This window comes from Pseudomonas sp. B2M1-30 (assembly GCF_025447575.1).
Lineage (GTDB): Bacteria > Pseudomonadota > Gammaproteobacteria > Pseudomonadales > Pseudomonadaceae > Aquipseudomonas > Aquipseudomonas botevensis.
Genome location: NZ_JAOEJT010000011.1, coordinates 123,691 through 149,611, shown reverse-complemented (window position 1 = coordinate 149,611; position 25,921 = coordinate 123,691). Strand labels below are relative to the sequence as shown.

The window sequence follows — 25,921 nt, the reverse complement described above, 5'->3', positions numbered from 1 at the left end:
ACAGCGGGCGAAAGATTCACGGCACCTGCCAGCCACCGCCCAGGCTCTGGAACAGCGCGACACTGCCCTGACTGAGCAAACCCTGGGTATCACGCAGGTTTTGCTCGGCCTGCAACAGCACCAATTGCTGGGTCAGCACCGCTTGCTGGCTGACCGTCCCCGCCCGCTGCTGCGCCTGCTGACTGCCGAACAGTTGCTGATTACGCTGAAACATCTGATCAAAGGCTTGCGCCTGCGTGTGCAGGTGATTGATCGCCGACAGGTTATCCTCGATGTTCTGCAACGCGCCGAGCACCGTGCCGCGATACGTGGCCACGTCCTGATCGTAAGCGGCTTCGGCTTCCTGCTTTGCCGCCTCGCGGGCGCCGCCATCGAAAATGGTTTCGGCCAGCGCCGGCCCGAGGGTCCAGATGCGGTTGGGCACGGCGAACAGGCCACCCAGCGCCGAGCCCCGGAAGCCACCTTCGGCAGTCAGGCTCAAGGTCGGAAAAAATGCCGCTTCGGCGACCCCGATCCGCGCGTTGGCCGCCGCAGCCAGGCGTTCAGCCGACACCACATCAGGCCGGCGCAGCAGCAAGTTCGACGGCAACACCGACGGCGGCATGGGCGTCGTGAAGCGATAGTCAGCGGCCCTGGGCAGGTCGAACTGCGCCGGGGCCACTCCCACCAACACCGCCAGCGCATGTTCGGCCTATTCCCGCGAACGCTGCGCCGTTTGCAGCGCTGCGATCACCGTACTGAGCTGATCCTGCGCCACCAGCAGTTGATCGTTGGTCGCCGTGCCCTGAACGGTCTGTGCCTGAATCATCGTCAGCAGTTGCTGATTGATGGCTTGCTGTTGCTGCAACAGGTCGATGTCGATATCCAGTTGCCGCAGCCCCAGATAGTCAGTTGCCACACTGGCGCCGATGGACAGCCGCACGCCGGCCAGCAACGCATCGGACGATTGCAGAGAAGCCTGGCTCGATTCGATGCCGCGCCGCACTTGCCCCCACAGATCCGGCTCCCAACTGGCACTGAGGGTGGCACTGACCGTTTGCTCGACGGTGCTGCCGCTGCTGCCGGTCAAACCGCTGGTGGTGCTGCCACTGGCCCCGCCGCCGACACCACGAGCGCCGGACAGCCCCACGCCTACGGTTGGCCACAACCCGGCACGGCTCGACGCCACTTGGGCCTGCGCCAGCCGATACGCCGCCTCGGCGCCGATGATCGACGAGTTGGCCTTGGCCGACCGGTCGATCAGATCGTTGAGTATCGGGTCCTGATAGACCCGCCACCACTGACTGTCCAGAGCGCCTTGCGGATTGGCCTGCGCACGCTGCCATGGCGTGCCTTGCTTGAACGAAGTCGGCAGTTCGACGACCGGTTTGTGGTAGTCCGGGCCGACCATGCAACCGCTCAACAACAGACTCAGCACCAGGCTTGCGCCCATGGGGAACAGGCGACGTTTCATTTATTGCTCCTTACGCTTCAGGCGCTGCGACGCCCGATCCAGCCAAAGGTAGATCACTGGCGTGGTGTATAGCGTCAGTAACTGACTGAACAGCAAGCCGCCAATGATCGAAATCCCCAATGGCCGGCGCAGCTCCGAGCCATAACCGCTGCCTAGCACCAGCGGCAGTGCGCCGAGAATCGCCGCCAGCGTGGTCATCATGATCGGCCGGAAGCGGATCAGGCAGGCGCGGCGGATCGCGTCCTTGGCGCTCAAGCCGAATTCGCGGCGCTCGGTGATGGCGAAGTCGATCATCATGATTGCGTTCTTCTTCACGATCCCGATCAGCAGAATCACCCCCACCAGCGCGATGATCGACAGCTCGGTGCCGGTCAGCAGCAACGCGATCAGCGCGCCGACGCCGGCCGACGGCAAGGTCGAAAGTATCGTCAGCGGGTGCACCAGACTTTCATAGAGCATGCCCAGCACCACGTACACCGACAGCAGCGCCGCGACGATCAACAACGGCTCGCTCGCCACCGAAGACTGGAACACCTGCGCCGTCCCGGCAAACTGGCCGACCACACTGGCCGGCATGCGCAATTGTTTGACGGCGTTGTCCACCAGCGCCGTTGCCTGGCCGATGGAGACGCCCGGCGCGAGGTTGAACGAAGCGGTCACCGCCGGAAATGTCCCCTGATGACTGATCGAGATAGCCGTGCGCCCCACCGAATAGTCGGCCAGCGTCGACAGCGGCACCAACGCCTGCGAGGCCGTGGCGCTGAGGTTCGGCGCCGCCGCAGCGCCCTTGCTGGTGACGGCGGCGGTGCCCACCGGCACGTAGAGGTTTTTCAGGCTCGCCGGGGAGTCCCAGTACGGCGGCGCGACCTCCATCACCACGTGATACTGATTGGCCGCGCGGTAGATGGTCGAAACCTGGCGTTGCCCGAACGCGTCGTACAACGTCTGGTCGATGGCCGACATGCTGACCCCGAGCCGGGCGGCGGCATCGCGGTTGACGGTGACACTGGCCATCAGGCTGTTGTCCTGCTGATCGGTGTTCACATCGGCCAGTTGCGGCAAGCCGTGCAGCACCGCGACGACTTTCGGCACCCATTCGTCGAGGGAGCTCTGGTCGTCGGCGGTCATCGTGTACTGATACTGCGCCCCGCTCTGCCGCCCGCCGACCGTGATGTCCTGCGCCGATTGCAGATACAGACGGGTGCCAGGCATGTCGCCGAGGGTGTGGCGAATCTGGCCGATGACCTGATCGGCGCTGTCCTTGCGATCCGCCAGAGGCTTGAGGGTGATGAACAGCTGCGCACTGTTGACCGCCCCGCCGATCCCGCCACCGCCACCGACAAAACCGCCTACCGTCGCCACGTTCGGATTGCTCAAGACCTTTTTATTGATCGCGCTGAAGTTCGACTGGATCGCGCCAAAGGAAATACTCTGCGCCGCGATGATGCTGCCAGACATGCGACCGGTGTCTTCCTGCGGAAAGAAACCCTTGGGCACCAGCACGTACAACACGCACGCCAACACGATCACCAGCAGCGTCAGCAGCCCCATCAGGAACGAATGCTCGACGACCCAACCGAGGGTGCGATCGTAAAAGCGGTGAAAGTACGAGTCCGGGTGATCGTCACCCTTGCCGCTCTGTTGCTGAGTACGCAGCAGCACACTGGCGAGCATCGGCGTCACCGTCAGCGACACCAGCATCGAAATCACGATGGCCACCGACAGCGAAATCGAAAACTCGCGAAACAGCCGCCCGACCACCCCGCCCATCAGCAGCAACGGAATGAACACCGCCACCAGCGACACGCTGATGGTCATCACCGTAAAGCCCACCTCCCGCGCCCCGGCCAGCGCGGCTTGCACGCGGCTCTCGCCTTTTTCCAGGTGCCGCATGATGTTCTCGACCACCACGATCGCATCGTCGACCACAAACCCGGTGGAAATGGTCAGCGCCATCAGTGACAGGTTGTTGAGGCTGTAGCCGAGAAAATACATCGCCCCGAAGGTGCCGAGCAGCGAAAGCGGCACGACGATGGCCGGGATCAGCGTGCTGCGCCAGTCGCGGAAGAAGCCGAAGGTCACCAGCGTCACCAGCGCGATCGAAATCAGCAGGGTCACTTCCACGTCGTGCAATGACCCGCGAATGGTGGTGGTGCGGTCCATCAGGATGTTGATCTTGATCGCCGAGGGGATCGAACTCTGCAGAAACGGCAGGTCGGCCTTCACCGCATCCACGGTGTCGATGACGTTGGCGCCGGGCTGCTTGAACACCACCAGCAGCACCGCCGGTTTGCCGTTGGACAGGCCGAAGTTGCGCAGGTCTTCGACGTCCTCGGTGACGTCGCCCAGATCGGAAATGCGCACCAGATCACCGTTGCGTTGCTTGACCACCAACGGCCCGTAATCGGTGCCCTGATAAAGCATGTCGTTGGCCTTCAGACCGTAGGACTGATCACCAACTGACACGGTGCCCTTGGGCAAATTCACGTTGGACGCCTGAATCACTTGGCGAACCTGTTCCAGGCTGACGCCGTAGCGATTGAGCCGATCCGGATTGAGCTCAATCCGCACCGCCGGCAAGGCCGCGCCCCCCACCGTCACATCGCCCACACCGGAGGTCTGCAACAAGCGCTGTTCGAGCAGAGTAGAAGCCACGTCGTACATCTGGCCACGGGTCGCGGTGTCGGAAGTCAGGCTGAGGATCAGGATCGGTGAGTCGGCCGGATTGACCTTGCGGTAGGTCGGGTTGCCGGACAGATCGCTCGGCAGATTGCTGCGGGCTGCATTGATCGCCGCTTGCACGTCGCGCGCCGCGCCATCGATGTCGCGGTTGAGGTCGAACTGCAAGGTAATGCGGGTCGCCCCCAACGAACTGGACGAAGTCATTTCGGTGACCCCGGCGATCTGCCCGAACTGACGCTCCAGAGGCGTCGCCACTGACGACGCCACCGTGCCTGGGTCAGCACCGGGTAACGACGCGCGCACGCTGATGGTCGGGAAATCCACTTCCGGCAACGGCGCCACCGGCAACAGGTTGAACGCCAGCACACCGAACAGCGCCAGCCCGACCGCCAGCAACGTGGTGGCGATGGGGCGCTGGATAAACGGCGCGCTAAGGTTCATCGCGCAAGGCCTCGGTCGCCGCTGGCCGGCGCCGGGTGAAGCGCTGCTCCAGACCATGCATGGCGAGGAAAATCACCGGGGTCGAGAACAGCGTCAGCAACTGGCTGAGCAACAGTCCGCCGATGATCGCAATTCCCAGCGGATGACGCAGCTCCGAGCCGATCCCGGTGCCCAATGCCAGCGGGACCGCACCGAACAAGGAGGCCATGCTGGTCATCAGAATCGGCCGGAATCGCAACTCGGCGGCCTGACGGATCGCAGCTACCGGATCGAGCCCGCCCTTGCGTTCCAGCTCCAGGGCGAAGTCGACCATCATGATGCCGTTCTTCATCACGATACCGATCAGCAGCACGATGCCGATCAAACCGATGATGTCGAACTGCGTACCGCTGATCAGCAATGCCAGCAAGGCACCGAGCGCGGCGGATAGCAGAGTCGAGAGAATCGTCACCGGATGCACGAAGCTCTCGTAGAGAATCCCCAGCATCAGGTACACCACGATGATCGCCGCCAGCACCAGAAACACCTGATTGGACAACGACGCCTCGAACGTCGCCGCCGCCCCTTCCAGGTTGGCTTGCACCGACAGCGGCAGGCCGGCCTGGGTTTCGATGTCCTTGAGCCGCGTCACCGCCGCGCCGAGGGTCTGGCCGGGGGCGAGGTTGAACGAGACATCGGCGTAGGGAAATTGCCCCAGACGGTTGATGGTTACCGGCGCACGAATCACCTGCAGCGTCGCCATGCTCGACAACGGCACGACCCCGCCGCCGGGAATGGCGACGTAGAGTCCGGTCAACAGGTCGGCCAGATTGTGCGGCGGATGGTCGGTGGCGATCACCACGTGATACTGGTTCAGTTGGGTGTAAATGGTCGACACCTGGCGCTGTCCAAAGGCGTCGTACAGCACGTCGTCGATGGCTTGCGGGGTGATGCCCAGACGCGAAGCCGTAGCGCGGTCAAAGTTGAGCTGGATCTGATTGCCGAACTGCATCGCCTGGCTTTGCACGTCGGTGAACATCGGGTCCTGCTTGATCGCCGCGAGCAGTTTGTTGGTCCAGGTTTCCAGTTCGCCCGGGTCGGTAGCTTGCAGTCCGAGACGGTAACTGGTGGTCGATACCGTGGCGTCCAGCGTCAGGTCCTGCACGCTGTGCAGGTACAGGCGAATCCCGGCGTCGTCGGCATTGGCGTCGGAGAGCCGGCGAATCACCGCTGCGCTGCTGTCGCGCTCGCCATGGGGCTTGAGGTTGATCAGCAGATTGCCCTGATTGATCGTCGGATTGGTCTGATCGATGCCGACGAACGACGAAAGACTCGCCACCGCCGGGTCCTTGAGAATCCGGGCGGCCAGCCGCTGCTGTTCGACCTGCATCTGCTGGAAGGAAATGCCCGGCGAGGCTTGGGAAATGCCTTGGATCAGTCCGGTGTCCTGCTCAGGGAAAAAGCCTTTGGGCATGACCACGATGATCAACAGCGTCAGCAGCCCGGTGAGCACCACCGAGATCAGCGTCAGCCCGCGATGCAGCAGCACCCAATCCAGGCCTTTGACGTAATAGCCGTTGACCCGGTCGAAGAAATCGACCCGGCGTTCCTCGTGCTTGTGCTTGAGCATCCGCGAACACATCATCGGCGTCAGGGTCAGGGTGATCAGCGCCGAGATGACGATGGTCACCGCCACGGTCATGGCGAATTCGCGAAACAGCCGGCCGACCACATCGCCCATGAACAACAGCGGAATCATCACTGCGATCAGCGCCACCGACAGCGAAATGATGGTGAAGCCGATCTGCTCCGCCCCTTTGAGCGCGGCCTGCATAGGCGAGTCGCCGGCCTCGATGTAGCGGGTGATGTTTTCGATCATGACGATGGCGTCATCGACCACAAAACCGATGGCGATGGTCAGCGCCATCAGCGTCAGGTTGTTCAGCGAAAACCCCACCGCGTACGCCACCGCCAGGGTGCCGACCAGCGTCAGCGGCACGGTCACCGCCGGGATGATCGTCGCCGCCACGTTACGCAGGAACAGGAAAATCACGATCACTACCAGCAACACCGCTACCGCCAGCTCGTACTGCACGTCGGTGACCGAGGCGCGGATGGTTTGCGTGCGGTCGGTGAGCACGTTGACCTTCAGCGTCGCCGGCAAACTGGCGCGCAGCTTGGGCAGCAGTTGTTGCACGCGGTCGACCACATCGATGACGTTGGCACCGGGCTGACGCTGGATATTCAGGACAATCGATGGCGTGCTGTCGGTCCATGCCGCTTGCCGAGGATTTTCCGGGCCCTGGGTCGACGAAGCGATCTGCGACAGGCGAATCGGCGCGCCATTCTTGTAGGCGATTACCAGATCGCGGTACTCCTCGGCCGACTGCAACTGGTCGTTGGTGCCGATCGAGTACGCCTGATATTTGCCGTCGATATTACCCTTGGCCTGATTGACGTTGGCCGTGCCCAGGGAGGTGCGCAGGTCATCCAGGGACAGTCCCAGACTGTTCAGCGCCGACGTGTTGGCATCGACCCGCACCGCCGGACGCTGACCGCCACTGAGGGTGACCAGGCCGACGCCGGTGATCTGCGAAATCTTTTGCGCCAGCCGCGTGTCAGCCAGATCCTCGACCTTGGTCAGTGGCAGCACGTCGGAGGTCAGCGACAGCGTCAGAACGGGCGCATCGGCCGGGTTGACCTTGCTGTACACCGGCGGGTACGGCAGGTTCGCCGGCAGGAAGGTGCCGGCAGCGTTGATTGCTGCCTGCACTTCCTGTTCGGCGACATCCAGCGACAGCGACAGATCGAATTGCAGGGTCACCACCGAAGCGCCGTCGGAGCTGGTGGAGTTCATCGACTTGAGCCCCGGCATCTCGCCGAGCTGGCGTTCCAGCGGCGCGGTGATCGACGAACTGATGACCTCGGGACTGGCGCCGGGGTACTGGGTGAACACCTGAATGGTCGGGTAATCGACTTCCGGCAACGCCGATACTGACAACAAGTGATAACCAAGCAGACCGAGCAACAGTACGGCGACCATCAACAGCGTGGTGGCCACCGGGCGTTCGATGAAGGGGCGCGAGACGTTCATGGGCTACGCCTCCTACGGCGCGACGACTTTCACCGCCGAGCCATCGTCGAGTTTGTCGGCACCTTCGGTGACGACCTGCTCGCCCGCCTTCACCCTGTTGTCGAGCACCGCCGAAACGTCGCCCATGGCCGGCCCGGTCTTGATGTTGCGCAGGCTGACCTTGTTGCCGGGGTCGACCACCACAAACACGAAATCGCCTTTGCTGCCATGCTGGATCGCCCGGGTTGGCACCACGGGGTTCTGACTCAGGGTGTCGGCCTTGAGCCGGGCGTTGACGAACTGATTGGGAAACAGCGCCTTGGCCGAGTCATCGAACTGCGCCTTGACCTTGATCGTGCCGGTGCTGGTATCGACCTGGTTATCCAGCGCCAGCAGAGTGCCGGTGGCCAGCAGGTTGTGTTTGTTGCGGTCGTAGGCCAGCACCGTGACTACGCCTTTGGACATCGCCTGATCGATCGAACCCAGATCGTCCTCGGGCACGGCGAACACCACGGTGGCCGGGGTCATCTGGGTGATCACGGCAATCCCGGTAGTGCTGGTGGTGGTCACGTAGTTGCCGGGATCGACCTGGCGCAAACCGACCACGCCATCCACCGGTGAAGTGATGGTGCAGTAGCTCAACTGGACTTCGAGGTTCTGCACGCTGCCCTGATCCGAGGCGACCGTGCCTTGCAGTTGTTGCACCAGGGAGGCCTGGGTATCGAGAGTCTGCTGAGTGGTGGAGCCGACCTTGATCAGCTCACGATAACGCGCCAGATCCCGCACGGCGTTGGCGAGCAACGCCTGATCGTGCATCAGCGTGCCCTTGGCCACCGCCAGTTGCGCCTTCAGCGCGCGGTCGTCGATGCGGGCGATGACCTGGCCCTTGCCGACGTGCTGGCCTTCTTTGAAATCGACCGAGCTGAGAATGCCGTTGACCTGCGTCACCACCGTCACGCTACGGGTCGGGGTCACCGTACCCAGTGCGTCAATGTAAACCGGCACGTCTTGAAGCTTGACGGCGACCGTCGCGACCGGCTCAGCGGCGGGCGGAGGCTTGACGCGATGCTGACCGGCGCTCAGATAGATCCACAGGCCAAGCCCCAGCAACAGCACAATGCCGATGATCAGCAGGACTTTGCCGCGCCTGCGTGTCGCCATGACCGCCCGCCTCTTGCCACCGAGTCTGCCTTGACTCTAGCAGCGTCCCTAAAGCCGTCGCGAGGGATGAAGAAGTTGTTCAGGCTGGCGACAGACTGACGCGACGAGCGCCACTGACGGGCATTGTTGAGCGCCGCGCGGGGCCGGTGCTACCATGCGCAACCGCCAGAACAGGCAAGGAACCACCGGGTTTATGAGCACAATCCGCGAGCGCAACAAAGAACTGATCCTGCGTGCCGCCAGCGAGGAGTTTGCCGACAAGGGCTTCGCGGCGACCAAAACCAGCGACATCGCGGCCAAGGCGGGACTGCCCAAGCCCAACGTCTACTACTACTTCAAATCCAAGGAAAACCTCTACCGCGAGGTACTGGAAAGCATCATCGTGCCGATCCTGCAGGCCTCGACCCCGTTCAACCCGGACGGCGTGCCGAGCGAAGTGCTCAGTGGCTACATCCGCTCGAAGATCCGCATCTCCCGCGACCTGCCGTTTGCCTCGAAGGTGTTCGCCAGCGAAATCATGCACGGCGCCCCGCACCTGAGCGCCGACCTGGTCGAGCAACTGAACAGCCAGGCCAAGCACAACATCGACTGCATCCAGAGCTGGATCGACCGCGGCCAGATCGCCCCGATCGACCCCAACCACCTGATGTTCAGCATCTGGGCCGCGACCCAGACCTACGCCGACTTCGACTGGCAGATCTCCGCCGTGACCGGCAAGGAAAAGCTCGACGAGGCGGATTACGAAGCGGCGGCACAGACGATTATCCGGCTGGTGCTCAAAGGCTGCGAGCCGGACTGACAGCACGAAACACACGCAAAAAAATCGCAGGCCTGGCCGAGGCGTCCTGAAGACGTGGCCAGACCTGCGATTTTTTTGTTTCAGGCGTCGCTACCCATCAACCAGCGCAGTGCTTGCGGCAAGGATGTGCTCCAGTCATCCGGGAAGGAATGCCCGCCTTCATGAGTACGGGATTTGACTTCGTTGCCGTCACTGAACAGCTTGCGAAAATCCGTGGCCATCTGCTGATTGCCCGGCCCTTCCAATTTGCCGTTGATCACAAACACTCTTTTGCCGTGAGCCTTGCTTACCGTTGGTGTCGGCTGCCGACCGCCAGGTGACAGCAACAGAGCGCCCGCGTAGTCATCCGGATGCTGCGCCAGCAATGCGCCTGCATGTTGTGAACCTTGAGAGAAGCCCATCAGATAGACGCGTTTGCGATCGATGCATTGCTGCGCCGCCAATTGGTTCAAGCCGTTCTGCACCGTTTGATGGGTGCCTTCGAAGCCCGGGCCGATCCAGCGGAAGCTGTCGACCGCGTTGATCATTTCTGTACCGTTGATGCCAAGGATAATGGCCCCGGTGTCCGCGAGCGGTTGGTAGCTCTCATCGAGTTCACCATTGATACCGTAGCCGTGCAGCCAGACCACCACCGGACGGCACGCCTCGGGCGCGGGAATATCCGCCGACGGGTTGAGCACTGAAATGGCGCCGACCTTGCCGGGGGCGATTTTCTTGTAGCGTTGCTGAGCGTTGGCCAATACGGCTTTGTAGGTGGATGTCTCGCGCAGGTCAGAAAAGTCCTCGTCGCCGGCCAACAATGGGCCGAACCACATGCCACGATCATCAGCCTCTTGCAGGAAGCGCAAGGCCAGTTTGTCATCGCCACGGCGGGCAAACAGCGCCGCAACCTGATAAGGCGCAAGCATCTGTTCGGGATCTTCACGCGTGGCCACCAGATAAACCGCAATGGCCTGCAACGTGTCGGTGTCTTCGAGCTTCTCGGCCCGCGCCATCAATTCAGGAACATCGTCGGCATTGATCAACGCGGTGACCACCGGACTCAGCGCCTGGAACGCGATATCTTCGGCGTCCAGCGGTTCGGCGGCGTGCAGAAAGGGAGTGACGAGGGTCATGGCCGTGGCCAGAGAAAAGCCAAGTAGCGTCTTCACGCTGATCTTCCTTGATACAAAAACGGGGCGGCAGTCTATCGACGCCGCCCCGATTCGTCATCACCGCAATACCAACCCAGGTGATTCAGTTCCCGTCAGGCCGCCACCCCCGCATCCGCCCGCAGATCCAGCGCCTCCACGGCTTTGATCGCCACCTGTTCATCGACATCCGACAGATCGCCGCTGATGCCGATCGCTCCCAGCACGTTCCCCGCCTGATCCCGGATCAGCACACCGCCCGGTGCCGGCACGACGCTCCCCTGCCCCATGCTGTTGAGCGCGGCGATGAATGCCGGGCGTTGTTGCGCGTCCAGCGCCAGCAGGCGTGAGCCCTTGCCCAGCGCAATGGCGCCCCAGGCTTTGCCGATGGCGATGTTCGGGCGCAGCAGGCTGGCGCCGTCTTCACGTTGCAGGGCAATCAGGTGCCCGCCGGTATCGAGTACCGCGATGGTCAGCGGCGCAGCGGAGATCGCCCGCCCTGCGCTGATGGCTTCACTGACCAGGTTGACTGCGACTTTCAAGGTTAAAGCGCTCATGGTGCCGTCCTCATTTTGTTATTGGAAAGCGGTGGGGCTGCGCGCTTTTGTCGCGTGACGTGCCGCAACCCGATGCAACAAATAGAACACAATGAATTATTTTTTTGTATACAATAATTTTCGAAAAGCGCCTCATGCGACGAAAAGCCACAGCAGAACAGGCTTCCGACGAATGAAACAGCTGCTTGAGAAAATGGATTGACCTGCGCCATCCGCCGTGAATACACTCTGCGCAAAGCCACTTGTATACAATTACAAAACGTAAAGAGGCACAAAACCATGAGCAAAATGAGAGCAATCGAAGCCGCCGTTCTGGTGATGCGCCGTGAAGGGGTTGATACCGCTTTTGGCATTCCGGGTGCTGCGATCAACCCGCTGTACTCTGCCCTGCAAAAAGTCGGCGGCATCGATCACGTCCTCGCGCGCCACGTTGAAGGCGCCTCGCACATGGCCGAGGGCTACACCCGCACCAAGGCCGGCAACATCGGCGTGTGCATCGGCACCTCCGGCCCGGCCGGCACCGACATGGTCACCGGACTCTACAGCGCCTCGGCCGACTCGATTCCAATCCTGTGCATCACCGGCCAGGCACCCCGCGCCCGTCTGCACAAGGAAGACTTCCAGGCTGTCGATATCACCAGCATCGTCAAGCCAGTAACCAAGTGGGCGACCACTGTTCTGGAGCCGGGCCAGGTGCCTTACGCGTTCCAGAAGGCCTTCTATGAAATGCGCTCCGGCCGCCCAGGCCCGGTGCTGATCGACCTGCCGTTCGACGTGCAGATGGCCGAAATCGAATTCGACATCGACGCCTACCAGCCGCTGCCACTGGCCAAGCCGAGCGCCACCCGCGTTCAGGTCGAGAAGGCCCTGGCCATGCTCGATCAGGCCGAGCGTCCATTGCTGGTGGCCGGCGGCGGCATTATCAATGCCGATGCCAGCGAGCTGCTGGTTGAATTCGCCGAGCTGACCGGCATCCCGGTCATCCCGACCCTGATGGGTTGGGGCACCATCCCGGACGATCACCCGCTGATGGTCGGCATGGTCGGTCTGCAGACGTCGCACCGCTACGGCAACGCGACAATGCTCAAATCCGACGTGGTGCTGGGCGTCGGCAACCGTTGGGCCAACCGTCACACCGGTTCGGTGGATGTCTACACCGAAGGCCGCAAGTTCATTCACGTCGACATCGAACCGACCCAGATCGGCCGCGTGTTCACCCCGGACCTGGGCATCGTCTCCGACGCTGCCGCCGCGCTGACCGTATTCATCGAAGTCGCCCGCGAATGGCAAGCCGCCGGCAAACTGAAGAACCGCAGCGCCTGGCTGCAGGATTGCCAGCAGCGCAAACAGAGCCTGCAACGCAAGACCCACTTCGACAACGTGCCGGTCAAGCCGCAGCGCGTTTACGAAGAAATGAACCAGGTGTTCGGCAAGGACACCTGCTACGTCAGCACCATTGGTCTGTCGCAGATTGCCGGCGCGCAGTTCCTGCACGTCTACAAGCCGCGTCACTGGATCAACTGCGGCCAGGCCGGCCCGTTGGGCTGGACCATTCCGGCGGCGCTGGGCGTGGTGAAGGCCGATCCGAACCGTAAAGTCGTGGCCCTGTCGGGGGACTATGACTTCCAGTTCATGATCGAAGAACTGGCTGTCGGGGCTCAGTTCAAACTGCCGTACATCCACGTTGTGGTGAACAACTCGTACCTGGGGCTGATCCGTCAGGCCCAGCGCGGGTTCGATATGGACTACTGCGTGCAGTTGTCCTTCGATAACCTGAACGCGCCGGAACTCAACGGTTATGGTGTCGATCACGTCGCGGTCGCCGAAGGCCTCGGTTGCAAGGCGTTGCGTGTGTTCGAACCGGCTGACATCGCTCCTGCCCTGCGCAAGGCCGAAGAGCTGATCGAAGAGTTCAAGGTGCCGGTGATTGTCGAGATCATCCTGGAGCGTGTGACCAACATCTCCATGGGGACCGAGATCAACGCCGTCAACGAATTCGAAGACCTGGCGCTGGTCGGTAACGATGCGCCGACGGCGATTTCGTTGCTCGACTGAACGTAACTGGCTCCCTCTCCCTCCGGGAGAGGGCTGGGGTGAGGGAAAAGTTTTGCGGTGCTCGCAAAATCGGGATCAGACTCAAGATTCCCCCTCACCCTAACCCTCTCCCCCAGGAGAGGGAACTGATCGCATCCAGTCTGACCAACCGTGTCAAATCCGTTTTTAGGAGACCACCATGCCGCGTTTCGCAGCCAACCTGTCCATGCTGTTCACCGAACAGGATTTCCTTGCCCGTTTCGACGCCGCCGCCAAGGCGGGTTTCAGTGGTGTCGAATACCTGTTTCCGTACGATTTCAGCTCCGCCGAAATCAAAGCCAGGCTCGATGCCAATGGCCTGACCCAAGTGCTGTTCAACCTGCCGGCCGGTGACTGGGCCAAAGGCGAGCGCGGTATCGCGTGTCTGCCGGACCGGGTCGAAGAGTTCCGCGCCGGGGTCGATCTGGCAATCGCTTACGCTCAGGTGCTGGGCAACACCCAGGTCAACTGCCTGGCCGGCATCCGTCCGCAAGGCGTGGACGATGCCACCGTGGAAAAAACCTTCGTCGCCAACCTCAAGTACGCCGCCGACAAGCTGCAAGCGGCGGGCATCAAACTGGTGATGGAAGCGATCAACACCCGCGACATTCCGGGTTTCTACCTGAACAACACGGCGCAGGCCCTGTCGATTCGCGAGCAGGTCGGCAGCGCCAATCTGTTCCTGCAATACGACATCTACCACATGCAAATCATGGAAGGTGACCTGGCCCGCACCCTGCAATCGCACCTGGGCGAAATCAACCATGTGCAACTGGCGGACAACCCGGGGCGCAACGAGCCGGGCACCGGCGAGATCAACTATCGCTTCCTGTTCGAGCACCTGGACCGCATCGGTTATCAGGGCTGGGTCGGCTGCGAATACAAGCCCCTGACCACCACTGAAGCGGGCCTCGGCTGGCTGAAAACCCACAACGCAATCTGAAGCAGAACCTGGTGGGATTGGGTTTGTTCGCGAATGCGGTGGTTCAGTCCGCACGGAGGTCGAGTGTTCCACCGCATTCGCGAGCAAGCCCGCTCCCATAAAGCAGCAGCTCCCCCATTTGCTTGAGCAAGACAAAAACAAGAGGATTTTCTCATGGCTAAAATCGGATTCATCGGCACCGGCATCATGGGCCACCCAATGGCGGCGAACCTGCAGAAAGCCGGTCACAGCCTGTTCCTGTCCGCCCACCACGACGCCGCCCCGGCCGATCTGGTGGCCGCTGGCGCCGTCGCCCTGGCCAACCCGCGCGATGTGGCCCAGGAAGCCGAATTCATCATCGTCATGGTGCCGGACACCCCGCAGGTCGACGACGTGCTGTTCCGCGCCGACGGCGTTGCCGCCGGTATCGGCAAGGGCAAGGTCGTGATCGACATGAGTTCGATCTCGCCGACCGCCACCAAGGCCTTCGCCGCGAAGATCAACGAGAAAGGCGCGCAGTACCTCGACGCCCCGGTGTCCGGCGGTGAAGTCGGCGCCAAGGCCGCGACCCTGAGCATCATGGTCGGTGGCGACGCCGATGCCTTCGAACGCGCGCTGCCGCTGTTCCAGGCCATGGGCAAGAACATCACCCTGGTCGGCGGCAACGGTGACGGCCAGACCGCCAAGGTCGCCAACCAGATCATCGTCGCCCTGAACATTCAGGCCGTGGCCGAAGCGCTGCTGTTCGCCTCCAAGAACGGCGCCGATCCAGCCAAGGTGCGTGAAGCATTGATGGGCGGCTTCGCCTCGTCGAAGATCCTCGAAGTGCACGGCGATCGCATGATCAAGGGCACCTTCGATCCGGGCTTCCGCATCAGCCTGCACCAGAAAGACCTGAACCTGGCCCTGCAGGGCGCCAAGGAACTGAACATCAACCTGCCCAACACCGCCAACGCCCAGCAAGTGTTCAGCACCTGCGCGGCCATCGGTGGCAGCAACTGGGACCACTCGGCGCTGATCAAGGGCCTGGAACACATGGCCAACTTCTCGATCCGCGACAAGCAGTAAACCCCTGCCCCGCTTTCCATGTGGGAGCGGGCTTGCTCGCGAAGGGGGCGTGTCAGTCGACATGGAGATTGACTGACCCACCGTATTCGCGAGCAAGAACGTTCCCACAATGGATCTGAGTTGCCCTTTCGAATAACAAGAATTCCGGGAGCCCGTCATGTCGGTCGATCCGCAACAACTGCTGCGCGAGCTGTTTGCCACAGCCATCGACGCGGCCCATCCGCAACACGTCCTCGAAGCCTATTTGCCAACTGATCGCACCGGTCGCGTGATCGTCATCGGCGCCGGCAAGGCCGCCGCCGCGATGGCCCAGGTGGTCGAGCGTTGCTGGCAGGGCGAAGTCAGCGGCCTGGTGGTGACCCGCTACGGTCACGGCGCGCCGTGCGAAAAAATCGAAGTGGTCGAAGCCGCGCATCCGGTGCCGGACGCCGCCGGCCTGGCCGTGGCGAAGCGGGTGCTGGAACTGGTCAGCAACCTGAGCGAAGACGACCGGGTGATTTTCCTGCTCTCCGGTGGCGGCTCCGCGTTGCTCGCGCTGCCGGCCGAAGGCATCACCCTGGCCGACAAGCAGTCGATCAACAAAGCCCTGCTCAAGTCCGGCGCGACCATCGGCGAAATGAATTGCGTGCGCAAGCACCTCTCGGCGATCAAGGGCGGGCGCCTGGGCAAAGCCTGCTGGCCGGCGACTGTTTACACCTACGCCATTTCCGATGTGCCGGGCGACCTCGCCACGGTCATCGCCTCCGGTCCGACCGTGGCCGACCCGAGCACCAGCGCCGAAGCCCTGGCAATCCTCAAGCGCTACGGCATCGACGTCCCGGCCTCGGTGCGCAACTGGCTGAACAGCCCGGAATCGGAAACCGTCAAACCCGGCGACCCGAGCCTGGCCCGCAGCCATTTCCAGTTGATCGCCCGCCCTCAGCAATCGCTGGAAGCAGCGGCGGTGAAATGCCGCCAGGCCGGTTTCAGTCCGTTGATCCTCGGCGATCTGGAAGGCGAATCCCGCGAGGTGGCGAAGGTCCACGCCGGTATCGCCCGGCAGATCATCCAGCATGGTCAACCGCTGGCGGCGCCGTGCGTGATTCTCTCCGGCGGCGAAACCACGGTCACCGTGCGCGGCAATGGCCGTGGCGGACGCAATGCCGAATTCCTCCTCAGCCTGACCGACAGTCTCAAGGGTCAGCCCGGCGTCTACGCCCTGGCCGGTGACACCGACGGCATCGACGGCTCGGAAGACAATGCCGGCGCGATCATGACCCCGGACAGCTACGCCCGTGCCGCCGCCCTGGGCCTGAGCGCCAGCGACGAACTGGATAACAACAACGGCTACGGCTATTTCGAGGCGCTCGATGCGCTGATCGTCACCGAGCCGACCCGCACCAACGTCAACGACTTCCGCGCCATCCTGATTCTCGAGAGCCCTAAATATGACGCCTGACAAAAAAGTCAAAATCCTCGCCACCCTCGGGCCGGCGGTCGATGGCATCGACGACATCCGTGAGCTGGTCGAGGCCGGGGTCAACATCTTCCGGTTGAACTTCAGCCACGGCGACCATGCCGACCACGCCAAGCGCTATCAGTGGATCCGCGAAGTCGAGCGCCAGCTCAACTATCCGCTGGGGATCCTGATGGACCTGCAAGGGCCGAAGCTGCGGGTCGGCAAGTTCGCCGAAGGCAAGGTGCAATTGCATCGCGGCCAGGCGTTCCGCCTGGATCTGGACGCCACGCCGGGCGACCAGCGCCGGGTCAACCTGCCGCATCCGGAGATCATCGCCGCCCTGGAGGCCGGCATGGATCTGCTGCTGGACGACGGCAAGCTGCGCCTGCGGGTGGTGACCAAATACGCCGACGCGATCGACACCACCGTGCTCAACGGCGGCGAACTGTCGGATCGCAAAGGGGTGAACGTGCCGCAAGCGGTGCTCGACCTGAGCCCGCTGACCGCCAAGGATCGCCGCGACCTGAGCTTCGGCCTGGAGCTGGGCGTGGACTGGGTCGCGCTGTCGTTCGTGCAACGTCCGGAAGACATCCGCGAAGCCCGTGCGCTGATCGGCGACAAGGCCTTTCTGATGGCGAAAATCGAGAAGCCGTCGGCCGTCGAACAACTGCGGGAAATCGCCGAGTTGAGCGACGCGATCATGGTTGCCCGTGGTGACCTGGGCGTGGAAGTGCCGGCCGAGAGCGTGCCGCAAATCCAGAAAAACATCATCACCACCTGCCGCCAGCTCGGCAAACCGGTGGTGGTGGCGACGCAGATGCTTGAGTCGATGCGTTTCTCCCCGGCCCCGACCCGTGCCGAAGTCACCGATGTCGCCAACGCCGTGGCCGAAGGTGCCGATGCGGTGATGCTGTCGGCAGAAACCGCCTCGGGCGAATACCCGCTGGAAGCCGTGCAGATGATGAGCAAGATCATCCGCCAGGTGGAGAACGGTCCGGATTACCAGACCCAGCTCGACGTCAGCCGGCCGAAAGCCGAGGCCACCGTGTCCGACGCCATCAGTTGCGCGATCCGCCGCATCAGCAACGTGCTGCCGGTGGCGGTGCTGGTCAACTACAGCGAGTCCGGCAGCTCGAGCCTGCGCGCGGCGCGGGAACGGCCGAAGGCGCCGATCCTCAACCTGACGCCGAACCTGCAGACCGCGCGCCGCCTGAGCGTGGCCTGGGGCATTCATTCGGTGGTCAATGACCGGCTGCGCCAGGTCGACGAAGTCTGCTCGACCGCTCTGGAAATCGCCCAGGCGCAAGGCATGGCCGAACGCGGCGACACGCTGTTGATCACGGCTGGTGTGCCGTTCGGGCAACCGGGATCGACTAATTCGTTGCGGATCGAAACATTGATTTAAGTAACACCTGTGTGGCGAGGGAGCTTGTTCCCCTCGCTCGGCATGACGGTTTCCAAAAAGAGACACCGCATCCACCGGACCGGGGCTAGCTAAAGCCCCACGGGCGCCGCGCCCTCGCCACAGAGTTTTGCAAGACCTTTTGATTCTCCTACTGCCCAGATTTTCCAGACATGCCTGCCAACCACTTCAACACCCACTGCCCCGACTGGGCCGAGGCTTTGCTCAACGGCTTCAGTCAAATATTCCTCCAGCGCCACCCGCTGTGTGGCCTGCTGTGCCTGCTGGCGATCCTGCTGACCGCGCCTGTGCTGTTCGCCGGCGCGCTGCTCGGCGCGGTCGCCGGTTTGCTCACTGCACAACGTCGCAACTACGCCAAGGCTGATCGCCAAGCCGGATTATTCAGCTACAACGGCGTGTTGCTCGGCCTGTTGCTGAGCCTGTATTTCCCCTGGTCGCCGATGTTGCCGCCGCTGATTCTGGCGGCCGGTGGCCTCAGCGCGATGGTCACTCAACAGTGGCTCAAGCGCGCTCGCCTGCATCATTGGCTGCCCGCCTACACCGCGCCGTTCGTTCTGCTGAGCTGGGTGTTTCTGTGCTTCGCTGAGCCGTCGGCCGCCGCGCCGCCGCTGGAATTGAACACGCCCAATCTGCTCGGCGCCGCGTTGAAAGGACTCGGCCAGGTGATGTTCCTCGACCATCCGCTGGCCGGTACGCTGATCGGTGTCGGCCTGCTGCTCGCCGATCGCCGCGCCTTTTGCTGGGTGCTGCTGGCGTCGCTGATCGGCCTCGGCTCCAGCCTCGCCCATCACGACAACCAGACCGCGCTGGCGGGCCTGGGCGGTTACAACGCGGTACTCGCCGCCCTCGCCTTCAGTACCCGGCGCCAGCAACCCTGGTTGCCGCTGCTCGGCATTGCCCTGGCGTTGCTGCTGACGCCGCTGTTCAGCGCCATTGGCCTGGCGACCCTCACGGCACCGTTCATTCTCGCCTGCTGGCTGCTGCGCACCGGCACCCGGCTGATGCGCCAGCCCGAGGTGAACGCCGCGCCTTGCGCTCATGGGGAGAATCAACCTAGGCTGCGCTGACCTTTGATTCAGGCGTTATCCATGGACAGCAGCAAGCACTGGCGTGAACAGCTTTACGTCATGATTTTCCAGACTGACACCCGCGCCGGGCGGCGTTTCGACGGCATCCTGCTGTTGATCATCCTCGCCAGCCTGGTGATCGTGATGCTCGACAGCATCGACAGCATTCATCGCAACTACGCCGACGTGCTGGCATACATCGAATGGGGCTTCACGATCATTTTTGCCGGCGAATACCTCCTGCGCCTGTACTGTTCGCCCAAGCCGCTACGGTACGCGTTCAGCTTCTACGGGCTGGTGGACCTGCTGGCGATCGTGCCCGGGATTCTCGCCCTGTATTACAGCGATGCGCAGTACCTGCTGATTATCCGGATCATCCGGATGCTGCGGATTTTCCGCGTGCTCAAGCTCAGCCCGTACCTCAAGCAAGCCAACTATCTGATGTCGGCCTTGCGTGGCAGCAAGCAGAAGATCGTGGTGTTTCTGGTCAGCGTCTGCACCCTGGTGACGGTGTTCGGCACCCTGATGTACGTGATCGAAGGCCCGGAACACGGCTTCACCAGCATCCCCAAAGGCATTTACTGGGCTATCGTCACCCTGACCACCGTGGGCTTCGGCGACATTGTGCCGAAGACGCCGCTGGGCCAGGTGATTTCCTCGCTGGTGATGATCACCGGTTACTCGATCATTGCCGTGCCCACCGGGATTTTCACCGCCGAACTGGCCAACGCCATGCGCGGTGAGCAACTGCAACACGACTGCCCGGTGTGCGAGAAAAAAAGCCATGAACAGAACGCGGCATTCTGTTCGCGGTGCGGCAATCAGCTGTTCAAGAAAATGGAATAAGCAAAGAGCTTTTTAATCTTTAAGCGACTATGCGTGCCCCGTTTATAGTCGCTGGCAAATGGCTGTCATCTCTGTAAAAAACACCCCCACAGAACAAGGAATGCGCAGTGAAAAAACTCTTTGGCGCCTCACTTCTCGCCGCCGGTCTTGCCTTCGGCAGCGTGGCTCAAGCCGCACCGACCCTGCTGAACGTTTCCTACGACGTGATGCGCGATTTCTACAAGGACTACAACACTGCGTTCCAGAAACACTGGCAAGCCGAACACAACGAGAACATCACCGTGCAGATGTCCTTCGGCGGCTCGAGCAAACAGGCGCGCTCGGTCATCGACGGCCTGCCGGCGGACGTCATCACCATGAACATGGCCACCGACATCAATGCCCTGACGGACAACGGGCAACTGGTGCCGAAAGACTGGGTCACGCGCCTGCCGAACAACAGCGCGCCGTTCACTTCCGCCACCGTGTTCATCGTCCGCAAGGGCAACCCGAAAGCCCTGAAAGACTGGCCGGACCTGCTCAAGGACGGCGTACAGGTGATCGTGCCGAACCCGAAAACCTCGGGCAACGGCCGCTACACCTACCTGTCGGCCTGGGGCTACGTGCTGAAAAACGGCGGTGACGAGAACAAGGCCAAGGACTTCGTCGGCAAACTGTTCAAACAGGCGCCGGTGCTCGATACCGGCGGCCGTGCCGCCACCACCACGTTCATGACCAACCAGATCGGCGACGTGCTGGTGACCTTCGAAAACGAAGCGGAAATGATCGCCCGCGAGTTCGGCCGCGACCAGTTCGAAGTCATCTACCCAAGCGTCTCCGCCGAAGCCGAGCCGCCGGTTTCAGTGGTCGACAAAGTGGTCGACAAGAAAGGCTCCCGCGCCGCCGCCGACGAATACCTGAAGTACCTGTGGTCGCCGGAAGGCCAGGAAATCGCAGCCGCCAACTACCTGCGCCCGCGTGATGCAGCGGTGCTGGCGAAATACACCGACCGCTTCCCGAAAGTCGACTTCCTCTCGGTGGAAAAAACCTTCGGTGACTGGCGCACCGTGCAGAAGACCCACTTCAACGATGGCGGGGTCTTCGACCAGATCTACACCAACAAGTAAGCGCTGAGCGGCAATGAAAAAGGCGACCTTCAAGGGTCGCCTTTTTTGTTGCCCAGCAAATATCCGCTCCCCCTGGAATGGCTACATCGGCGGGGTGACGCCATCCTTCCCTGCCGAAATCGACTGCGCCGTCAGCGTGCCGTCCGCGCTCTGGGTCACGAAGGTAACGATCTTCACCCCGACCTTGAGCAAGCTGCGATCCCCCGGCAGCAGGTTGACGATCGGCACGTCCACCGGCACGAGGATCTTTTGCTGCCCGCCCTTGTAATTGACGGTCAGCACCCGTCCGTTGCTCACCACCAGGTCGCCGACACTGCCATTGGTCATGCTGCTGCCCTTGGCCAGGTCGAACGGGCGATGGCCGTCGCCGCTGCCGGCCAGTTCCGGCGGGAATACGTGGACCTCCAGCGCCTTGAGCGTGCCATCCTCCTGGGGAATGGCCGCCGAGCCGATGTAACTGCCGGGTTTGATGTCTTCGATATTGGCGAGGGTGACAGCGCGCACCCGGGTGTCCTGGGTGAGCTGGATCACCACGTTTTCACCGCTGTTGACGTGGACTTTCAGGGCATCGGCACTGACCCCGGTGATCTCGCCGCGCACGCCGATGCGCATGCCGGGGGCATCGGCGGCCTGTACGGTGGACGCGGCCAGCAGGCCGATCAGGGCAATCGTGGTGCTGTAGCGAAGCAACTGACGGAACATCGCGATCCTCCGGTGACGAATGATGAAAACTCCAGCCACAACATAAGCACGCTATCGAACAAGATGTAAGTGAATGTATCATCGGCGCTCGACGGTCGGACGCAAAGTCCACCGATGGACAATAACCACCCGGCCGCCACTCATTCCGCAACGGAATAATTGATATCAAACGAAAGCGTCTTCCGCCGGCCCGACCCGTCCCTTAGCCTCACCGCACTCTTTTTCGCTGGATCGAGAAACCCTATGACCGCCACAACTCACGCAATGACCCGAGGCATGGTGCTGCTGTTCGCTTTCTGCTGCGGCGCCATCGTTGCCAACATCTACTACGCACAGCCGATCATCGGCCTGATCGCGCCGGACATCGGCCTGACCGACACCATGGCCAGCTTCATCGTGTCGCTGACCCAGATCGGCTATGCCCTGGGCCTGTTCTTTCTGGTGCCGCTGGGCGACCTGCTGGAAAACCGTCGCCTGATGATCCTCACCACCGTGGTGGCGATTGCCAGCCTGCTCGGCGCGGCGTTCACCGATCAGCCGAATGTATTCCTGCTGATTTCGTTGCTGGTGGGCTTCAGTTCGGTGTCGGTGCAGATCCTGATTCCACTGGCCGCGCATCTGGCGCCGGAGGAGTCCCGTGGACGGGTGGTTGGCGGGATCATGGGCGGGCTGCTGCTGGGAATTCTGCTGGCGCGGCCGGTATCGAGCGTGGTGGCCGACCATTTCGGCTGGCGGGCGATGTTCATGATCGCGGCCGCATTGATGGCAGCGATCAGCGTGGTGCTGGCGCTGACGGTGCCCAAGCGCCAACCGGATCACAGCGCATCCTACGGCCAGTTGATCGGTTCGCTGTGGACGCTGCTGTGCCAGCAACCGCTGCTGCGCCAACGTGCGTTTTACCAGGGCTGCATGTTCGCCACTTTCAGCCTGTTCTGGACCGCCGTACCGCTGGAACTGGCGCGTAACCATGGCCTGTCCCAGAGCCAGATCGCGATCTTCGCCCTGGTCGGCGCCATCGGTGCCATCGCCGCGCCCATCAGCGGACGCCTGGCGGATGCCGGCCACACCCGCATCGCCTCCTTGCTGGCCATGCTGTTCGCCAGCCTGAGCTTCCTGCCGGCCTTCATCCACCCGGCCTACAGCGTGATCGGCCTGGCGGTGACCGGCGTGGTTCTGGACTTCTGCGTGCAGATGAACATGGTGCTCGGCCAGCGCGCGGTCTATTCCCTCGACGCCAAGAGCCGTGGACGTCTCAACGCGCTGTACATGACCAGCATCTTCATCGGCGGTGCCTTCGGCTCGTCGATCGCCAGTGCGGTGTATGAACACGGCGGCTGGCTGTGGATCGTGATCGTCGGCAGCGCGTTTCCGTTGCTGGCGCTGCTGCGCTTCCTCAGTGCGGCACAACGGCCATCACTGGCGACCGCGTAACCCCTTCCCCCCTCGCGGGTCCATCGCCCCGCGATGCCAGTGGCACGGATGCCACTCAATAGCGAACCAGTTTTTCCATCGCCGCATCCGCCAGGAAGGAGGAGCGGCTTTTGACATTGTGCTCTCGCACATAACGGTCAATCCGCTGAATCACGTACCCGGGCAACGTCACATTGACCTTCTCGGTCTTGCCCAGATAGGGCGAGATATCCAGCTCCAACATCCCCCAGCCCATCTCTGCGAATTCAGGGTTGTTGCGATGCGCCGCCGCAGAGGTCGGCAGGGGAATCGTCTCTCCATCTGCGGCGATCTCCTGCAACATGATGTGCGCAATCTCGACGGCGGCGTTATAAGCATCTTCAAAGGTGTCCCCGGCCGTGACAGCACCAGGAATATCGGGGATCTGAATACCGATGGCAGTTTCCTCATCGCCCCACTCGATACAGATTGGGTATTGCATTATGGATCTCCTGTGTAACTGGCTGGCGGGCTGTACAGCCCGGCACGCTTCCTGATGCTTTTGACCGTCCCCAGTGGCAAATCCTTTTTCGGGTGAGGAACGGGGATCGTGTACGAGCTGTAACGGTGAGTGAAGATGTGATGACTGCCGGTGACCCGATCCAGCGTCCAGCCTGCCTCCTCCAGCTCCTTGATCAATAACCTGCTTTGCACCAACCGCCTCCTTGCTTCGGCTCAATAAAAATAACTCTAGAGTTATCTTTACTCAAGCACAGAAATCCGCAGAACGACGCCCGGTTGTTTTGCAGCATGTAAGCCCTCCGCCCATTCCCCCCAAGCATGAATGCTATGCCCCCCGCCCGCGTTCTCCTTCGCGCGCTGCACGGTCACTCTTGAACCCGGCCACTACCGGCTGTTCCCGAGGACAATCCACATGACACTGCAAGCCCGACTCGATGCCTTCAAAGCCGATTTCAAGGCCGGCAAACCACCCTACAACGCGCCCGCCGATATCCATCCGGTGATGGAACGCGCCACGACTGAATTGATCGCGTCCGGTGCGGCAAGCCGTGCGCTGAAAGTGGGTGACAAGGCGCCGCTGTTCACCCTCAAGGACCCCGATGGCCATCCGGTTTCGTCGGCGGATCTGCTGGCTCAGGGGCCGTTGGTGTTGACGTTCTACCGTGGGGTCTGGTGCCCGTACTGCAATCTGGAACTGCAAGCGCTCCAGGCCTTTCTGCCGTCGATCCGCCAGGCGGGGGCCAGCCTGCTGGCCATTTCGCCACAGATCGCCGCCAACAGTCGCAAGTCGCAACGGATCAATGAATTGGGCTTCCCGATCCTCAGCGACTCGCACAATGAAGTGGCGGCGGCGTTCGGTCTGCGCTTTGAATTGCCGGATTATCTGATCGAGTTGTACAAGAATCTGCGCAATGACCTGCCGACGTTCAACGACGATCCTTCATGGACTTTGCCGATGCCGGCGCGTTATGTGATCGGTCAGGATGGCGTGATTCGTTACGCCGAGGTCAACCCGGATTACACTCAGCGACCCGAGCCGGAAGCGATGCGGGACGCATTGCGCGGCTGAGCCGGTCAGAGGCTCGATTGCCGACCTTCACTTGGCAAAAACGCGTTCTGACCGCTACTGAAAATCCCCCCGAGGGAGCAAGTCCCTACGGGGGCTCGTCGAACACTGCAAGTTTGCGCAAGGATCTGGGATGGACCGCCTCTCCGCTATGGAAACCTTCGTCTACGTCGTGGAAACCGGGTCGTTTTCCGCCGCCGCCCGGCGCCTGAATATCGGTCAGCCGGCCGTCTCGAAAACCATCGCGCATCTGGAAGCCAGACTGGCCGTGCGTCTGTTGCTGCGTTCGACCCGAGGCCTGACCCCGACCGAGGCCGGACTGGCGTTTTTCGAACGGGCCAAACGTGCCCTCGAAGAAGCCGACGAGGCCGATAACGCTGCCCGAGGCGCCGCCAGCGGCCTGAGCGGCAACCTGCGCATCAGCGCCGCGGTGACCTTCGGCCGCCTGCACATCGTTCCACACCTGGGACCCTTTCTCGATCAGCATCCGCAGTTGAACATCGACCTGATGCTCGATGATCGCAACATCAATCTGGTCGAGGAAGGCATCGATGTCGCCCTGCGCATGGGCGCGCTCACCGACTCGGGCCTGACCGCCCGCAAGGTCGCCGACTGTCGCCGAGTGGTGCTCGGCACTCCCGCCTACTTCGCCAGACACGGCGAACCCACCTGCCCCGCCGACCTGAGTAAACACCAGGCCGTCGTCTACAACCTGGGCGGCGGCAACACCTGGCAATTCGCCAAAGACCTGGAAAAACAATCAGTGATCATCAGCGGCCGCATCCGCGTCAGCGCCGCCGAAGGGGTTCGCGAAGCCGTGCTGGCCGATCAGGGCCTGACCCTGGCCTCGGAATGGATGTTCGCCCCGGAACTGGCCGACGGCTCGGTGAAGACCGTGATGGACGACTGGACACTGCCGGACCTGGACTTGTGGGCGGTGTTTCCAACCGGCCGCATGGCCAGCGCCAAGGCGCGGGCGTTTGTTGAATATGTGCAGGGGTTGTTGACCAAAGAGGTCTAAACG

20 protein-coding genes and 1 pseudogene are annotated in these 25,921 nt (G+C 62.2%); 12 read left to right on the top strand and 9 right to left on the bottom strand.

The window, feature by feature from the left end; translation table 11 throughout:
- Positions 1 to 16 precede the first annotated feature (16 nt).
- The 4 genes and pseudogenes from N8H74_RS20895 to N8H74_RS20880 form a co-directional block, all read right to left on the bottom strand.
- Positions 17 to 1,453: pseudogene (locus N8H74_RS20895) on the bottom strand (efflux transporter outer membrane subunit).
- Positions 1,454 to 4,576 carry an efflux RND transporter permease subunit gene (locus N8H74_RS20890; RefSeq protein ID WP_262149939.1) on the bottom strand — a complete coding sequence of 1,041 codons (3,123 nt, stop codon included), beginning with the start codon at positions 4,574 to 4,576 and terminating at the stop codon, positions 1,454 to 1,456.
- Positions 4,566 to 7,649, bottom strand: a complete 3,084-nt coding sequence (locus tag N8H74_RS20885; RefSeq protein WP_262149937.1) for an efflux RND transporter permease subunit — start codon at positions 7,647 to 7,649, stop codon at positions 4,566 to 4,568. The genes N8H74_RS20890 and N8H74_RS20885 overlap by 11 nt, the downstream gene beginning before the upstream one ends.
- Positions 7,650 to 7,661: 12 nt before the next feature.
- Positions 7,662 to 8,789: an efflux RND transporter periplasmic adaptor subunit gene (locus tag N8H74_RS20880; RefSeq protein ID WP_262149935.1), complete on the bottom strand. Its 1,128-nt coding sequence runs from the start codon at positions 8,787 to 8,789 to the stop codon at positions 7,662 to 7,664.
- A gap of 193 nt (positions 8,790 to 8,982) precedes the next feature.
- Between N8H74_RS20880 and N8H74_RS20875 the strand changes: the two genes are divergently transcribed.
- Entirely contained in the window at positions 8,983 to 9,588 is a 606-nt protein-coding gene (locus tag N8H74_RS20875; RefSeq protein WP_096822132.1) for a TetR/AcrR family transcriptional regulator, read from the top strand.
- A gap of 80 nt (positions 9,589 to 9,668) precedes the next feature.
- On the opposite strand, the gene N8H74_RS20870 is transcribed toward N8H74_RS20875, so the two are convergent.
- Together N8H74_RS20870 and N8H74_RS20865 are read right to left on the bottom strand one after the other, a co-directional pair.
- A complete protein-coding gene (locus N8H74_RS20870) occupies positions 9,669 to 10,739 on the bottom strand; it encodes an alpha/beta hydrolase-fold protein (RefSeq protein WP_262149932.1) in 1,071 nt (356 codons plus the stop codon).
- Positions 10,740 to 10,834: 95 nt separating this feature from the next.
- The gene (locus N8H74_RS20865) at positions 10,835 to 11,275 is read right to left on the bottom strand and encodes a heme-binding protein (protein WP_217832160.1); all 441 of its coding nucleotides are present in this window, start codon (positions 11,273 to 11,275) and stop codon (positions 10,835 to 10,837) included.
- A gap of 279 nt (positions 11,276 to 11,554) precedes the next feature.
- Between N8H74_RS20865 and gcl the strand changes: the two genes are divergently transcribed.
- The 8 genes from gcl (at position 11,555) to N8H74_RS20825 (ending at position 21,218) form a co-directional block, all read left to right on the top strand.
- Positions 11,555 to 13,330 (top strand): glyoxylate carboligase, encoded by a 1,776-nt coding sequence (gene gcl / locus N8H74_RS20860; protein WP_217832161.1) that lies wholly within the window; start codon positions 11,555 to 11,557, stop codon positions 13,328 to 13,330.
- A gap of 178 nt (positions 13,331 to 13,508) precedes the next feature.
- On the top strand, positions 13,509 to 14,291 hold the full coding sequence (gene hyi / locus N8H74_RS20855; RefSeq protein WP_095050211.1) for a hydroxypyruvate isomerase: 783 nt from the start codon (positions 13,509 to 13,511) through the stop codon (positions 14,289 to 14,291).
- 153 nt (positions 14,292 to 14,444) lie between these two features.
- Positions 14,445 to 15,338 carry a 2-hydroxy-3-oxopropionate reductase gene (locus tag N8H74_RS20850; RefSeq protein WP_262149928.1) on the top strand — a complete coding sequence of 298 codons (894 nt, stop codon included), beginning with the start codon at positions 14,445 to 14,447 and terminating at the stop codon, positions 15,336 to 15,338.
- Positions 15,339 to 15,495: 157 nt separating this feature from the next.
- On the top strand, positions 15,496 to 16,776 hold the full coding sequence (locus N8H74_RS20845; protein WP_262149926.1) for a glycerate kinase: 1,281 nt from the start codon (positions 15,496 to 15,498) through the stop codon (positions 16,774 to 16,776).
- Positions 16,766 to 18,181 (top strand): pyruvate kinase, encoded by a 1,416-nt coding sequence (gene pyk, locus N8H74_RS20840; RefSeq protein WP_262149924.1) that lies wholly within the window; start codon positions 16,766 to 16,768, stop codon positions 18,179 to 18,181. The genes N8H74_RS20845 and pyk overlap by 11 nt, the downstream gene beginning before the upstream one ends.
- A 170-nt stretch (positions 18,182 to 18,351) precedes the next feature.
- On the top strand, positions 18,352 to 19,266 hold the full coding sequence (locus N8H74_RS20835; protein ID WP_262149922.1) for an urea transporter: 915 nt from the start codon (positions 18,352 to 18,354) through the stop codon (positions 19,264 to 19,266).
- 21 nt (positions 19,267 to 19,287) lie between these two features.
- The gene (locus tag N8H74_RS20830; RefSeq protein ID WP_262149920.1) at positions 19,288 to 20,112 is read left to right on the top strand and encodes an ion transporter; all 825 of its coding nucleotides are present in this window, start codon (positions 19,288 to 19,290) and stop codon (positions 20,110 to 20,112) included.
- 107 nt (positions 20,113 to 20,219) lie between these two features.
- Positions 20,220 to 21,218, top strand: coding sequence for a sulfate ABC transporter substrate-binding protein (locus N8H74_RS20825; protein ID WP_262149918.1), 999 nt, complete (start codon positions 20,220 to 20,222; stop codon positions 21,216 to 21,218).
- A gap of 81 nt (positions 21,219 to 21,299) precedes the next feature.
- On the opposite strand, the gene N8H74_RS20820 is transcribed toward N8H74_RS20825, so the two are convergent.
- On the bottom strand, positions 21,300 to 21,920 hold the full coding sequence (locus N8H74_RS20820; RefSeq protein WP_262149916.1) for a DUF5666 domain-containing protein: 621 nt from the start codon (positions 21,918 to 21,920) through the stop codon (positions 21,300 to 21,302).
- Between the two features lie 243 nt (positions 21,921 to 22,163).
- Between N8H74_RS20820 and N8H74_RS20815 the strand changes: the two genes are divergently transcribed.
- Positions 22,164 to 23,351, top strand: a complete 1,188-nt coding sequence (locus N8H74_RS20815) for an MFS transporter (protein ID WP_217832169.1) — start codon at positions 22,164 to 22,166, stop codon at positions 23,349 to 23,351.
- 55 nt (positions 23,352 to 23,406) lie between these two features.
- On the opposite strand, the gene N8H74_RS20810 is transcribed toward N8H74_RS20815, so the two are convergent.
- Positions 23,407 to 23,811, bottom strand: coding sequence for a type II toxin-antitoxin system HicB family antitoxin (locus N8H74_RS20810; RefSeq protein WP_262149914.1), 405 nt, complete (start codon positions 23,809 to 23,811; stop codon positions 23,407 to 23,409).
- On the bottom strand, positions 23,811 to 24,023 hold the full coding sequence (locus tag N8H74_RS20805; RefSeq protein WP_217832171.1) for a type II toxin-antitoxin system HicA family toxin: 213 nt from the start codon (positions 24,021 to 24,023) through the stop codon (positions 23,811 to 23,813). Before N8H74_RS20805 ends, N8H74_RS20810 begins: the two co-directional genes overlap by 1 nt.
- Before the next feature lie 220 nt (positions 24,024 to 24,243).
- Here N8H74_RS20805 and N8H74_RS20800 point away from each other — a divergent pair, with 220 nt between their 5' ends.
- Together N8H74_RS20800 and N8H74_RS20795 are read left to right on the top strand one after the other, a co-directional pair.
- Positions 24,244 to 24,900 carry a peroxiredoxin-like family protein gene (locus N8H74_RS20800; protein ID WP_262149912.1) on the top strand — a complete coding sequence of 219 codons (657 nt, stop codon included), beginning with the start codon at positions 24,244 to 24,246 and terminating at the stop codon, positions 24,898 to 24,900.
- A gap of 130 nt (positions 24,901 to 25,030) precedes the next feature.
- Positions 25,031 to 25,918: a LysR family transcriptional regulator gene (locus N8H74_RS20795; protein ID WP_262149911.1), complete on the top strand. Its 888-nt coding sequence runs from the start codon at positions 25,031 to 25,033 to the stop codon at positions 25,916 to 25,918.
- Positions 25,919 to 25,921: the final 3 nt, after the last annotated feature.